Origin of the sequence: Stenotrophomonas tumulicola, assembly GCF_014117215.1 — a bacterium.
Taxonomy (GTDB): Bacteria; Pseudomonadota; Gammaproteobacteria; order Xanthomonadales; family Xanthomonadaceae; genus Stenotrophomonas; species Stenotrophomonas tumulicola.
Genome location: NZ_JACGXS010000014.1, coordinates 1 through 13,285, shown reverse-complemented (window position 1 = coordinate 13,285; position 13,285 = coordinate 1). Strand labels below are relative to the sequence as shown.

Genomic DNA, 13,285 nt, shown 5'->3' with positions numbered 1-13,285 from the left:
CGTACGCCCGGTGCCGGTCCTGGTGGCCGGCGCGTTTCCTGCCGCGTGGCCGCGCGCCACGCCGCTTCATTCCGGATTCCGTCGCTGCATGAAGCACCGCGAACGCATCACCCGTTACCGCCATCTGCGCGAGCAACCGCAATGGAAGCTGCTCGCCGCCGACCACGCGCCGGAGATCATCGGCCTGCTGCAGGGCCTGTTGATGGATGGCGAGCGCACCCTGGCCGCCGCCGTCCTGCATGAGCGCCTGCAACGCGCGTTGGACCAGCTCAATGGCGAGGAACTGTCGCGCGAGCTGCCGCGTACCGCCCAGGCCTATGTCGCCCACTGGCTGGCGCAGGGCTGGCTGGAGCGGCGCCTGCCCGAGGGCGCCGACCAGGAACAATACGAACTGTCCACCCAGGCGCTGCAGGCGATCCGCTTTGCCGACAGCCTGGAGCAGAGCCGCGTTGCCGCCACCGAGAGCCGCCTGGCACTGGTCATCAACCAGTTGTCGCAGCTGGCCGCGCAGACCGAAGCCGATCCGGACGCGCGCCTGTCGGCGTTGCGCGACGAGCGCGACCGCATCGATGCGGAGATCGCCCGCGTCGGCGAGGGCAGGGTGGCCGCGCTGGATGGCAAGCGCGCGCTGGAGCGTGCCCGCCAGATCATCGGCCTGGCCGACGAGCTGACCGAGGACTTCCGCCGCGTCCGCGACGACTTCGAGAAGCTCAACCGTGAATTCCGCGAACGCATCATCGACGACGAGGGCGAACGTGGCGACGTGCTGTCCAAGCTGTTCGAAGGGGTGGATGTCATCGGTGACAGCGACGCCGGCCGCAGCTTCCAGGCCTTCTGGCGCCTGTTGAACGACGCCGAGCAGAGCGCCCAGCTGGATGCGGCGCTGGAAACGGTGCTGGCACGGGGCTTCGCACGCCGGCTGGATCGCAACGAACGCGCCTTCCTGCGCGGCTTCACCGGCACCATGCTGGAGCGTGGCGGCCAGGTACACGATGTCCTGCAGCACTTCGCGCGCAGCCTGCGCGGCTTCGTGCAGAGCCGCGGCTACCTGGAACAACGCCGCCTCAACCAGCTGCTCAAGCAGGCACAGGCCGAGGCACTGGCCCTGCGCGATGATTTCCCCGCCCAGCGTTCGATTGGCCGCGACCTGCAATTGACCACCAGCCGGCTGCGCTCGTGGTCGCAATGGAAGCTGCACGACCCGCGCAGCGCGCAGGTCGATGGCAGCGTGCTGCGCAATGATGCGGCGGCGATCAGCCTGGAAAGCGTCGGTGACCTGGTAGCGTCCTCGGAGATCGACTTCCGCAGCCTGCGCCGTGACCTGCATGACCTGCTGGGCATGCAGCCGAAGCTGAGCATCGCCCAGGCGCTGTCGCAACGCGATGCACCGCAGGGGCTGGGCAGCGTGATCGGCTACCTGTCGCTGGGCACGCGCTTCGGCACGGTAGTGGAAGGCGAACAGGAGCTGGCGCATTGGCGTGGCGGCGATGGGCAATGGCGCCGCGCGCGCATTCCGATGGTTTGGTTCACCCAGGAGAAACGCCATGAGCTGGCATGAAGATCCCATCGAGTCGTCCCGCCTGGATGATGGCGACGAGGTGCATGACGCCGAGCCGGTGGTGGTCACGCCGCTGCCGCGCCGTAACAACGATGTGCTGTACCTCGGCGACACCGGCCGCCTGTCGGCAGATGCACGCCGCGCGCTGTGCCAGCTGCTGATCGGCCCCAGCATCGACCAGCAGCGCCATGCCAGGCTGTGGCCGGCGCTGCTGCGCAACGAGGCGACCCTGCGCTCGGCACTGTCCGACCTGTTCCTTGAGCTGGTGCTGGACCGGGAAAGTGGCGTGGCGTTCACCCGCCAGGCCGACACCGAGGACCTGGATACGCCGGTGCTGCTGCGGACCTCCCCGCTGACCTTCATCGACTCGGTGCTGCTGCTGTACCTGCGCCAGCAGCTGGGCGAGGCCGATGCGCGCGGCAACCGCGCGGTGGTGGCCGATGCCGAGATGGCCGAGGCGCTGGCGGTGTATGAGAAGAACCTGTCCACCGACCGCGCCGGCTTCAATCGCCGTGTTGCCTCGGCAGTGCAGAAGATGAAGGACAACCACATCCTGACCCGCCTGGCCGGGCAGGAAGATCGCCACGAAGTCTCCCCGGCGTTGAAGCTGCTGTTCTCGGCCGAGGACGTATCGGCGCTGTCGGCGGTCTACCGCCAGCTGCGCGAAACCCCGGCCGCCGAAGCCTGATCGAACGGAACCCCCGCATGGCCCTCTCCAAGCATACCCCCGCCCTGTTCACCGAAGGCCTGCCGGACCCGCGCCTGCAGCAGTTCCGCATGCGTCGCCTGCAGGTGCATAACTGGGGCACGTTCAATGGCCTGACCGAGGTGCCGATCGCCGAGAAGGGCTTCCTGTTCGTGGGCCGGTCCGGCTCGGGCAAGTCCACCCTGCTCGATGCCATGTCCGCGCTGCTGGTACCGCCGGCCATCGTCGACTTCAATGCGGCGGCACGTGAAGCCGAGCGAAGCGGACGCGACCGCAACCTGGTGTCGTATGTGCGCGGCGCCTGGGCCGACCAGCAGGACCGCGGCACCGGAGAGATCGCTACGCAGTACCTGCGCAAGGGTGCCACGTGGACCGCGCTGGTGCTGGAGTACCGCAATGGCGACGGTCGCGTGGTCAGCCTGGTGCGGCTGTTCTGGATCGCCGGCAATGGCGCCACCGCCGGTGACGTGCGCAAGCACTACATGGTTGCCGAACGGCCCTTCGACATCGTCAAGGACCTCGGCGGCTTTGACCTGGACCTGCGCAAGCTGAAGCAGAAGCTGGCCGACGTCCATCATTTCGACAGCTTCGCCGGCTATGCCGAACGCTTCCGGCACCTGCTCGGCATCGACAACGAGATGGCGCTGCGGCTGCTGCACAAGACCCAGTCGGCGAAGAACCTGGGCGACCTCAATGTCTTCCTGCGCGACTTCATGCTTGATACGCCGAAGACCTTCGACGCAGCCGAGCGCCTGGTCAATGATTTCGCCGAACTGGATGGTGCGCACCAGGCCGTGGTCACCGCGCGCAGGCAGGTGGAAACGCTGCTGCCCGCACGCGGCCACTACAACGAACTGAAGGGCATGAACCGCCGCCGTGGCGATGACGAAACGCTCAAGCTCGGCCTCGACAGCTTCCGCGAGTCGCGTCGGCAACAGCTGATCGACGCACGCCTGCGCGAACTGGATACGCGGGACCGCGGCTTGCTGGGCGAAGAATCGCAGCGGCGGGCCACGCTGGACAACCACCAGGCGCGGCTGGGCGAGCTGGAACTGCTGCGGCGGCAGCAGGGCGGAGAGCGCATCGAGGAACTGGAGCGCGAACAGGGCCGTGCCGAGGCCGAGCGCGACCGCCGCCAGGCCAAGCGTGGGCAGGCACATGATGCCGCCCAGCAGCTGCAGCAGGTGTTGCCGGATGACGCGCAGGGCTTCGCCGAGCTGGTGGAGCGCGCGTCGACCGAGCTGCTGGACCGCAAGCGGGCCTCCTCGGCCCTGGACGATGCGATCAGCGAGCGGCTGGGGGGAAGGCGCGATGACGAGCGCCGTTTCGGCGACGTACGGGCCGAACTGGATGCGATGCAGCGCAATACCTCCAGCATCCCCGCGCCGCTGCAGAAACTGCGCGCGCGGCTGGTCGAAGAAACCGGACTGCCTGAAGCCGCGCTGCCCTTCGTCGGCGAGCTGATCCAGGTCCGCCAGGACGAGATCGCCTGGCAGGGCTCCATCGAACGCGTGCTGTCCGGCTTCGCACAATCGCTGCTGGTCGATGACAGGCACTACAACGAAGTCGCCGACTGGGTGAACCGCACCCACCTGGGCATGCGGTTCACTTATTACCGCGTGCGCCGCAATGATGAGGCATTCGCCCGCGATCCATCGCCACGTTCGCTGCTGCACAAGCTGGAACTGCGCGACCACGCGTTCGAGGGCTGGCTGCGGCGCGAACTCGGCAAGCGCTTTGATTACGAATGCGTCGATGCGCGGCAGCTGCGCAACGTGGACCGCGGCATCACCCGCGAAGGCCAGGTCAAGCATCCCGGCGATCGTTTCGAGAAGGATGACCGCACCGCGGTCACCGACCGTCGTCGCTGGCTCCTGGGCTTCAACAACCGCGACAAGCTGGCGGTGTACGAGAAAGAAGCACAGCAGCTGGCCCAGCGTATCGCCAGCTGTGATGAAGACGTCGCCCGCCTGCGCGCGCAGCGCGACCATGACAACGACCGCCGACTGGCCTGCCACCAGCTGGCTGGCATCAGCTGGAATGAAATCGACCTGGCCACGCCGCAGCAACGGCTGGCCGACATCGAAGCCAGCCTGCGCGACCTGCGCGAAGGCAATGCCGACCTGGAAAAGCTGGCGCAGCAGATCGACGCTGCACGGGCGGATATCGAGCAGGCACGGCGCACCTATGAAGACACGCGCGTAGAGCGAGGGCAGTTGGTGAAGGAGCGCGACCGCCTTGATCGCGCCCGCCAGCAAAGCCGTGCCCTGGTGCTTCCGGCACTCGGGACCACCCAGGAAGCCGGCTTGCAGGAGCGCCTGGATGCGTTCGGCACGCTGAGCCTGGAAACGCTGGAGGCGCACATGCGCCAGGTCAGCAATGCACTCAACGAATCGCTGTCGTCGTCGCAACAGGACGTCAACCGCGTCGAGAACCAACTGCTGGGCTGCTTCCGTCGCTTCGTGCAGGCCTGGCCGGAGGAATCGGGCGACTTCACCGTGTCGGTGGCATCGGCCGAGGATTTCCTCGCACGGCTGGAGCGGCTGGAGCGCGACGGCCTGCCGCAGCACGAAGAACGCTTCTTCGACCTGCTGCAGAACCAGAGCAAGAACAACCTGCTTGCATTGCAGCGGCACAGCGCCGAAGCGCGCAAGTCGATAGGCCAGCGCCTGGACGAGGTCAACGCCAGCCTGGAACAGGTGCCGTTCAACCGCGGCACCCTGCTGACCATCGAACTCAGCGACCGCCGCCTGCCTGAAGTGCTGGAGTTCCACCAGCAGCTGCGCGACGTGCTGTCGCAACAGCAAACCGAGCAGCGCGAGCTGGCCGAAGCCCAGTTCGCCGTCCTGCGCCAGCTGGTCACCCGGCTGGGTTCACCGGAAGGCGAGGACAAGCGTTGGCGTGAGCTGGTCCTCGATGTGCGGATGCACGTGGAATTCATTGGCGTGGAACTGGACGCGGCCACGCGCCAGCAGGTGGAGATCTACCGCAGTGGTGCGGGCAAGTCCGGTGGGCAGCGGCAGAAGCTGGCGACGACCTGCCTGGCCGCCGCGTTGCGCTACCAGCTTGGCGGCGCCGACGGGCAGCTGCCCAGTTACGCCGCGGTGGTGCTGGACGAAGCGTTCGACAAGGCCGACAACGAGTTCACTGCGTTGGCGATGAACATTTTCGACAACTTCGGCTTCCAGATGGTGGTCGCCACGCCGCTGAAGTCGGTGATGACGCTGGAGCCGTTCATCGGCGGCGCCTGCTTCGTCGAGATCAGCGGCCGCCACGATTCCGGCGTGCTGCTGATCGAGTACGACGAGGAAGGCCGGCGCCTCAAGCTGCCCGAACGCAGCCGCCAGCAGGCCGTCAAACCGGAAGAAGCCGAGGCCTGACCGCGCCGTGGCACCGGTAGCGCCGGGCCATGCCCGGCGGACCAGGGCAGGTCGCGAAAATCCGCCGAGCATGGCCCGGCGCTACCGAAGCCGTGTGCGCCGTGCGCGGGGCATCACGCGAACGTATCCCACCCCATCCGTGCGATCAGCACCACCACCAGCGCCACGAACAGCTTGCGGATGAGTGGGGTGCCGCCACGCAACGCCAGCCGCGTGCCTACCACCGACCCCACGATGTTGGCCACCGCCATCGGCACCGCGAAGACCAGCAGCACATTCCCGGTCGGCACGAAGAAGGACAGCGCCGCTACGTTCGTCGACAGGTTGACCACCTTCGATGCGGCCGAGGCGCGCAGGAAGTCCAGGCCGAAGAAGCGCACGAACAGGAAGATCAGGAAGCTGCCGGTGCCCGGCCCGAAGAAGCCGTCGTAGAAGCCGATTGCCGCACCGATGGCCAGTGCGATCAGCAGTTCGCGCCGCCCCACCTCGCGCGGCCGATGCAACGCACCGAAATCCTTCTTCCACAACGTATAGCCGAGCATCGCCACCAGCAGCACCAGCACCAGCGGGCGCACCGCATCCTTCGGCAGCAGGCTGACCGCCGTCGCCCCCAGGAATGAAAACACGAAGGCAGTCGCGGCGGCGAACAGCACGGGCCGCCATGGGAAGCGGACATTGCGTGCGTAGCGCCATGCCGATGCTGCGGTGCCGAAGGCCGAGCTGAATTTGTTGGTGCCGAACAGCAGGGCGGGCGTGTGCTGCGGCAGTACCGTGAACAGGCCGGGCAACTGCACCAGGCCGCCGCCGCCCACGGCCGCGTCGACCAGGCCTGCGATGAAGGCGATGGCGACCAGCCACCAGAGTTCGGGGGGAACCAGTTCAAGCACGGAGACGCACCTGCATGGGGGGCGACAGGATACTCCGGCAGCGCCACGCCATGGCTGCCGCCCAGCCTGCGGCCCCTGCCCACCCGTGCAAAAATGCGTGCATGAGCAAGAACTCGCCAACGCCCTGTCCCTGCGATCCCGGCAGGCCCTATGCCGATTGCTGTGGCCGTTACCATGCAGGCGCCGCCGCCCCTGACGCTGCCAGCCTGATGCGGTCGCGCTACAGTGCCTATGTCCTGCAGCGGACCGACTATCTGTTGGCCAGCTGGCACCCGGAAACACGCCCGGTGGAACTCTCGCTGGACGATGTGCCGGGACAACGCACGCAATGGCTCGGACTGACCGTCCACTCGCACCGCGAAGAGGGTGACAAGGCCGACGTCCGGTTCACCGCCCGTTACCGCATCGGCGGCGGGAGTGCAGTAAAAATGACCGAACACAGCCGCTTCCAGCGCATCGGAGGCCAATGGTTCTACCTCGACGCGCTCGGGGCGTCGCCACCTCGTGACACCGCCCTCACCGCCGCTGCCCGAAGCTAACGTAGGTGAATCGCATGCTTGCCATTACCGCTGCCGTCTCCCGCCAGTCCGCGCTGGCTGACCAGTACGCCGAGGTGCGCCAGCGCAGCGTGGCGTTGGCCGCGCCGCTCAGTGCCGAAGATGCGATGGTGCAGAGCATGCCCGATGCCAGTCCGGCCAAATGGCATCTCGCCCATACCACCTGGTTCTTCGAGCGCTTCGTGCTGGGCGCGGATGCGGCCTACCAACCGGTTCAGCCCGACTGGCACTTCCTGTTCAACAGCTACTACGAGACCATCGGGCCCGCCCATGCGCGCCCGCAGCGCGGCCTGCTTTCCCGTCCGAGCCTGGACCAGGTGCAGGCCTACCGCAGGCGCATCGACAGCAGCGTACTGGCCCTGCTGCGGGGCGGCGCGCTGGATGATGCGATCCTGGACCATCTGCAGCTTGGCCTGCAGCATGAACAACAGCATCAGGAACTGCTGTTGACCGACATCAAGCACGCGCTGTGGAGCAACCCGCTGCAGCCGGCCTACCGGGATGACCTGCCGATACCTGCGACCGGCACTGCCGGGCCGTTGCAGTGGATCGAGAGCGGTGAACACATCGCCTGGATCGGCGCCCCCGCGTGGCCCGATGATGCCGGCTTCGCCTATGACAACGAATCGCCGCGCCATCGCGTGCTGGTGCCAGCCCACGCGTTGGCCAGCCGGCCGGTGAGCAATGCGGAGTACGCTGCCTTCATCGCGGATGGGGGTTACCGGCAGGTCCAGCTGTGGATGAGCGAAGGCTGGGCACTGTGCCAGGCAGGGCAGTGGCAGCATCCGCTGTACTGGGATGACGCCCTGCAACGCGAATACACGCTCGGCGGCTGGCGCGTGCTGGACCCGCATGCGCCGGTATGCCACATCAGCTATTTCGAAGCCGATGCGTACGCCCGTTGGGCAGGTGCGCGACTGCCCACCGAGTTCGAATGGGAGGCTGCGGCCAGTGCCGATGCCGAGGATGGCAGTCCTGCCGATGATGGCCGGCTGCACCCGCAGGCGGGGCAGGGCAGCAGCGGTTCCCCGCGATTGCATGGCGAAGTATGGGAATGGACCAGCAGTGCCTACGGCCCGTATCCGGGCTTCAGGACCTTTCCGGGCAGCCTCGGCGAGTACAACGGAAAGTTCATGTGCGGGCAGTGGATATTGCGTGGTGGCAGTTGCGCGACACCGCGTGGCCACGTGCGTGCCAGCTACCGCAACTTCTTCGACCCCTCCGCGCGCTGGCAGTTTTCCGGCGTGCGCCTGGCCCGGGATATCCAATGAGCATCGTTCCGTGAGTACCGTTCATGCAGCGCGACAGGCGCTGACCGACCTGACGCCCAGCCGCGCGCGCGTGCTGGCCGACGCCGTCGCCGGCTTGTCCAGCCAGCCACGCCGGTTGCCTTCGAAGTACTTCTACGATGGTGCGGGGTCGGCGTTGTTCGAACAGATCACCCGCACGCCCGAGTACTACCCCACGCGCACCGAGCTGGCCCTGCTGGATCGCTGCCTGCCAGAGGTGGCAACGGCGGTGGGTGCGCAGGTACACGTGGTGGAACTCGGCAGCGGCAGCGGACGCAAGACCGCGTTGCTGCTGGATGCCCTGGACGAGCCGGTGGCCTATACCCCGATAGAAATTTCACGGGCGGCGCTGCTGGCCAGCATCGACCACCTTGCTCCGGCGTTGCCTGACGTGGAGATGCTGCCGGTCTGTGCCGACTTCACCCAGCCGGTGGACGTGCCGGAGCCGGAGAACGAAGCCGCACGCCGCCTGCTGTTCTTCCCGGGTTCCACGCTGGGCAACTTCGACCATGACGAAGCCGTGGCACTGCTGCGTGCCATGCGCCAGACGATGGGCGAGCACGGGCTGGCGCTGGTCGGCATCGACCTGCACAAGGACACGGCCACCCTTGAAGCGGCGTACAACGACGCCGCCGGCATCACCGCCGCATTCACCATCAACCTGCTGCGACGGCTCAACAACGAGATTGGCAGCGATTTCGACCTGCAGGGTTTCCACCACCGCGCCCGCTACAGCGTTGCGAACCTGCGCATCGAAACCCAACTGGTCAGTGATCGCGCGCAGGACGTCAGCATCGAGGACCACCGTTTCCACTTCGCGCCGGGTGACGCCATCCAGGTTGAATACAGCCACAAATACACCGAAGCCAGTTTCCAGCGATTGCTTGACGCGGCTGGCCTGCAGGTCATGGCGCGCTGGGACACGATCGCGCCGGAACCGGCGTTCGGCCTGCGGTTGCTGCGTCGCCGCTGAGCGATGCTGCCGCTATGATCGGGCCATGGCGGCGCGAGGCGAAGGATGTCCATGACAAAGCGGTTCCTGTTGTTGCTGGCTTCCCTGCTGGCCAGTCCTGCATTGCCTGCGCAGCCCGGGATGGCGCAGGCCACGCCGGATCCTGGATTTGCCGGCTGCCTGGCCACCCTGCAGGCAGCGGCTGCCAGGCAGGGCATCTCCGCCGATCGCTTTGCTGCCCTCACCGTTGGGCTGCAGCCTGATCCAGGCGTGTTGCCGCTGCTCGATGCCCAGCCTGAGTTCACCACGCCCATCTGGGACTACCTGGCTGCACTGGTCGATACGCAGCGGGTGGAGGACGGGCAGGCCATGCTGGCCCGGCACCGCGCGCTGCTCGATCGTCTTTCCAGCGAATATGGCGTGGACCCGGCCACCATCGTCGCGGTCTGGGGCGTGGAAAGCGACTACGGACGGGTATTCGGTAAACGCCCGCTGTTGCAGTCGCTGGCCACCTTGTCCTGTGCCGGGCGGCGGCAGCCGTTTTTCCGCAGCGAACTGCTGGCCCTGCTGAAACTGATCGACCAGGGCGACCTGCGTGCCGAAGGCCTGACCGGATCCTGGGCCGGTGCGTTCGGGCACACCCAGTTCATGCCCAGCACCTATGCACGCATCGCGGTGGATGGAGACGGTGATGGCCGCCGTGACCTGGTGGCCAGCATCCCCGACGCGCTGGCATCGACGGCGAACTATCTAAAGCGCGCCGGCTGGCGTAGCGGCGAGCCGTGGGGCATCGAAGTACGGGTGCCCGCAGGTTTCAACCCCGCCAAGGCCGGCCGGACCCAGCGCAGGCCGTTGGCCGACTGGCGCGCGCTGGGCGTGACCACGCTGCAGGGCAACGCCATCACCCCTGCCGGAGTGGCCGCCGATGCACGTGCGGCGTTGCTGTTGCCGGCTGGCAACAAGGGCCCGGCACTGCTGGTGTTCCGCAATTACGACGCGATCTACAGCTACAACGCCGCCGAAAGCTATGCGCTGGCCATCGCCACGCTGGCCGACCTGCTGCGCGGAGGCGATGGCCTGGCAACCGCATGGCCGACCGACGATCCCGGCCTCGGCCGCTACGAGCGCCGCCAACTGCAATCGCTGCTGGTCGCGCGTGGCCATGCCATCGGCCAGGTCGACGGCATGATCGGTACTGCCAGTCGGCGCGCCATCCAGGCCGAGCAGCAACGGTTGGGCTGGGCCAGGGCGGACGGGCGAGCCGGACGCCGCATCCTGCAGGCGCTGCAGGCAGACCCTGTTCCTGCGGCTGCCAGCACCCGCTTCACCCTTCCTTCCAACCATCAACAGCTGGCCCGGTCGCCGGCGGTGCGGAGTACGTCCACAGTGCAGCAGATCCAAGGCGTGACCAGTGGCCAGTTCCAGGGACTTGATGCCTGGCTGGTCGAAACTCCCCAGGCAACCGCCGCCATCAGCGTGTTCGGCGGGCAATTGCTGTCCTACGTGCCCAGGGGCGGGCAGGACGTGATGTGGCTGTCGCCGCGGCGTGCCGACCTGCCCACGCCGATCCGCGGCGGCAGTCCGGTGTGCTGGCCCTACTTCGGCCGCCAGGGGCAAGGCAATGACGTTCCGTCGCATGGCTTCGTGCGCACCCTGCCGTGGGAACTGAAACAGGCGCGAAAGCTGGTTGATGGAAACATCGAGCTGACCCTGGCCCCGCCCGTGCTGGACAACCTGGCGCTGCGCCTGCAGATGGTGGTCACGGTAGGTGCGACGTTGCAGCAGCAGCTCATCACTGAAAACACCGGCACTGTGCCCGCCACGATCACCCAGGCGCTGCACAACTACTTCCGTGTCGGTGATGCCGGCCGCGTGGATGTGGACGGCGTGGATGGACTGGAGTACCTGGACAAATATGAGAACTACGCCCAGTCCCGCCGGCAGCAGGGGCCCTGGAACCTGCGTGATCCCCGCGACCCGGGCCGCAGTGACCGCATCTATACCGGTGCCGGGGGCCGCTACGTGCTGCGCGATCCCGTACTGAAGCGCCGCATCACGCTGGAAACCCAGGGCAGCCGTGCACTGGTGGCATGGAATCCGGGTGCCGAGGCGGCTGCCGGCATGGCCGATGTCGGCGATGGCTGGCGTGACTATGTCTGCCTGGAAGCGGCCAACGCCGGCCCGGACGTGGTCACCATCCCGGCCGGCGGTCGCCACATGCTGCAACAGACCCTGTCGGTGCAACCCCTGTAACGAAGGTGGGCCGGGATCTGTCAGGGATCACGATCCTGCAACCGGGAGCCGCCGAGCATGGCTCGGCGCTGCCGGGCTACGCTGCCGCCCGCGGGCGCAGCACCAGCAAGGTCACCCCACCGGCGACCAGCCCCCAGAACGCAGAGCCGATCCCCCACAGCGAAAGCCCCGACGCGGTGACCAGGAACGTCACCAGCGCCGCCTCCCTGTCGCGTTCTACTGCCAGTGCACTGGCCAGGCTGTTTCCAATGGTGCCGAACAGCGCGATGCCCGCCAGGCATGCGATCAACTCCTTGGGGAAGGCGGCAAACAGCGCGGCAACGGTCGCGCCGAACAGTCCGACCAGTACATAGAACCCACCAGCCGCCATTGCCGCGGTATAGCGGCGGGCGGGATCTTCGTGCGCCTCGCGCCCCATGCAGATCGCTGCGGTGATCGCAGCAAGGTTCAGCGCAAAGGCGCCGAAAGGTGCAAGCATGCTGTTGGCCACGCCGATCCAGCTGATGATGGGGGAGATCGGCGCCTGGTAGCCGGACGCGCGCATGACCGCTACGCCGGGGATGTTCTGCGAGGCCATGGTGACCACGAACAGGGGCAGCGCCACGCTGGCCACTGCCGCCCAGCTCAGCTGCGGACTGGTCCACACCGGCATGGCCAGTTGCAGGTGCACGTCGTGCAGGAGCAGTTGTCCCTGCGCCAATGCCACTGCGATGCCCACCAGCAGCGTGGCGATCACCGCATAGCGCGGCAGCCAGCGCCGGCCCACCAGCCAGGTCACGAACATCGCCAGGGCAAGGCCGAACTGTGAGCCCATGGAGACGAACACATCCAGTCCGAAACGCAGCAGTACGCCGGCCAGCATGCCGGCGGCCAGTGCCAGCGGGACACGTTGCATCAGCCTGGCGAAGACGCCGGAAAAGCCAAGCACCGTTCCCAGCACCGCGGCGAGCAGGAAGGCACCAATGGCTTCGGGGAGGCTGACGCCTCCCGCACCCACCACCAGCATGGCCGCACCTGGCGTAGACCAGGCAGTGACGACCGGAACCCGGTAACGCAGGGACAGGCCTATGCAGGTGATGCCCATGCCCAGTCCCAGCGCCCACATCCATGAGGCGATCTGCTGCTGGTCCGCACCCACCGCCTGCGCGGCCTGGAACACGATCACCGCTGAACTGGCGAAGCCAACCAGCACCGTGATGAAACCGGCCACCACGGCCGGGAGAGAAAGATCGCGCCACCATGCGCGCCGAGCCACCACATCCATCGTTGTTGTCCCATGCTTGAACACTGCATACATAACGGTTGCCCGGCCCTGCGCGCAACGCGCGCAGGGCCGGGTGCCGGAGACTGTCGCCCTGACGTGCGACCTGCTGCACGATCGATGTCATCAAATTGAAAAAAGATGTTGACGAATCCTGCAGGATCTCTACAATTCGCTCCCTCGCTGCAACGCAACGCTTTCTTCGGAAAACGACGCGAAAACAGCACGCCAACACCGCCGGACGATCCAATCGAACGAAGGTGTTGACGGACTGGAAAAGTCCGTCATAATAGGCGGCTCGCTTCAACGGAAAGGCCTTCGGGCAGACCGCTGAAGCAGCAGAGTCAACCACGGATCGCTACGGCGAAACGACCTTGAAAAAGGTGTTGACGAAGCGGAAAAGCCGGCTATAATGGGCGGCTCGCAACGACGGAAACGTCGG

The 13,285-nt window shown here is 66.8% G+C and carries 9 protein-coding genes; 7 read left to right on the top strand and 2 right to left on the bottom strand.

Annotated features, from left to right (window positions below; translation table 11 throughout):
* Positions 1 to 88 precede the first annotated feature (88 nt).
* From H4O11_RS17675 to H4O11_RS17665, 3 genes are read left to right on the top strand one after another with little or no spacing between them, the layout of a single operon-like run.
* Positions 89 to 1,558 carry a DUF3375 domain-containing protein gene (locus tag H4O11_RS17675; RefSeq protein WP_182341684.1) on the top strand — a complete coding sequence of 490 codons (1,470 nt, stop codon included), beginning with the start codon at positions 89 to 91 and terminating at the stop codon, positions 1,556 to 1,558.
* The gene (locus H4O11_RS17670) at positions 1,545 to 2,246 is read left to right on the top strand and encodes a DUF4194 domain-containing protein (RefSeq protein WP_182341681.1); all 702 of its coding nucleotides are present in this window, start codon (positions 1,545 to 1,547) and stop codon (positions 2,244 to 2,246) included. Before H4O11_RS17675 ends, H4O11_RS17670 begins: the two co-directional genes overlap by 14 nt.
* Positions 2,247 to 2,263: 17 nt before the next feature.
* Positions 2,264 to 5,644 (top strand): ATP-binding protein, encoded by a 3,381-nt coding sequence (locus tag H4O11_RS17665; protein ID WP_182341678.1) that lies wholly within the window; start codon positions 2,264 to 2,266, stop codon positions 5,642 to 5,644.
* 113 nt (positions 5,645 to 5,757) lie between these two features.
* Here the strand turns inward: H4O11_RS17665 and H4O11_RS17660 are convergent, their stop codons facing one another.
* Complete coding sequence (locus tag H4O11_RS17660) at positions 5,758 to 6,531, bottom strand: TSUP family transporter (protein WP_182341675.1); 774 nt, start codon at positions 6,529 to 6,531, stop codon at positions 5,758 to 5,760.
* Between the two features lie 101 nt (positions 6,532 to 6,632).
* Here H4O11_RS17660 and H4O11_RS17655 point away from each other — a divergent pair, with 101 nt between their 5' ends.
* The 4 genes from H4O11_RS17655 to H4O11_RS17640 are packed head-to-tail and all read left to right on the top strand — an operon-like array spanning position 6,633 to position 11,582.
* Positions 6,633 to 7,070 carry a YchJ family metal-binding protein gene (locus H4O11_RS17655; RefSeq protein WP_182341672.1) on the top strand — a complete coding sequence of 146 codons (438 nt, stop codon included), beginning with the start codon at positions 6,633 to 6,635 and terminating at the stop codon, positions 7,068 to 7,070.
* Between the two features lie 14 nt (positions 7,071 to 7,084).
* Positions 7,085 to 8,359, top strand: coding sequence for an ergothioneine biosynthesis protein EgtB (gene egtB / locus H4O11_RS19395; protein WP_182341669.1), 1,275 nt, complete (start codon positions 7,085 to 7,087; stop codon positions 8,357 to 8,359).
* Between the two features lie 10 nt (positions 8,360 to 8,369).
* Positions 8,370 to 9,350: an L-histidine N(alpha)-methyltransferase gene (egtD, locus tag H4O11_RS17645; RefSeq protein ID WP_182341666.1), complete on the top strand. Its 981-nt coding sequence runs from the start codon at positions 8,370 to 8,372 to the stop codon at positions 9,348 to 9,350.
* Between the two features lie 51 nt (positions 9,351 to 9,401).
* Positions 9,402 to 11,582, top strand: a complete 2,181-nt coding sequence (locus tag H4O11_RS17640; RefSeq protein ID WP_425506086.1) for a lytic murein transglycosylase — start codon at positions 9,402 to 9,404, stop codon at positions 11,580 to 11,582.
* 76 nt (positions 11,583 to 11,658) lie between these two features.
* On the opposite strand, the gene H4O11_RS17635 is transcribed toward H4O11_RS17640, so the two are convergent.
* Positions 11,659 to 12,846, bottom strand: coding sequence for a benzoate/H(+) symporter BenE family transporter (locus tag H4O11_RS17635; protein WP_182341660.1), 1,188 nt, complete (start codon positions 12,844 to 12,846; stop codon positions 11,659 to 11,661).
* Positions 12,847 to 13,285: the final 439 nt, after the last annotated feature.

Bases quoted from the DNA above. Each gene is read 5' to 3' on its own strand.
- H4O11_RS17655 (WP_182341672.1), top strand. From the start codon at position 6,633: ATGAGCAAGAACTCGCCAACGCCCTGTCCCTGCGATCCCGGCAGGCCC.
- egtB (WP_182341669.1), top strand. From the start codon at position 7,085: ATGCTTGCCATTACCGCTGCCGTCTCCCGCCAGTCCGCGCTGGCTGAC.
- H4O11_RS17635 (WP_182341660.1), bottom strand. From the start codon at position 12,846: ATGGATGTGGTGGCTCGGCGCGCATGGTGGCGCGATCTTTCTCTCCCG.
- H4O11_RS17665 (WP_182341678.1), top strand. From the start codon at position 2,264: ATGGCCCTCTCCAAGCATACCCCCGCCCTGTTCACCGAAGGCCTGCCG.
- H4O11_RS17675 (WP_182341684.1), top strand. From the start codon at position 89: ATGAAGCACCGCGAACGCATCACCCGTTACCGCCATCTGCGCGAGCAA.
- H4O11_RS17670 (WP_182341681.1), top strand. From the start codon at position 1,545: ATGAGCTGGCATGAAGATCCCATCGAGTCGTCCCGCCTGGATGATGGC.
- H4O11_RS17640 (WP_425506086.1), top strand. From the start codon at position 9,402: ATGACAAAGCGGTTCCTGTTGTTGCTGGCTTCCCTGCTGGCCAGTCCT.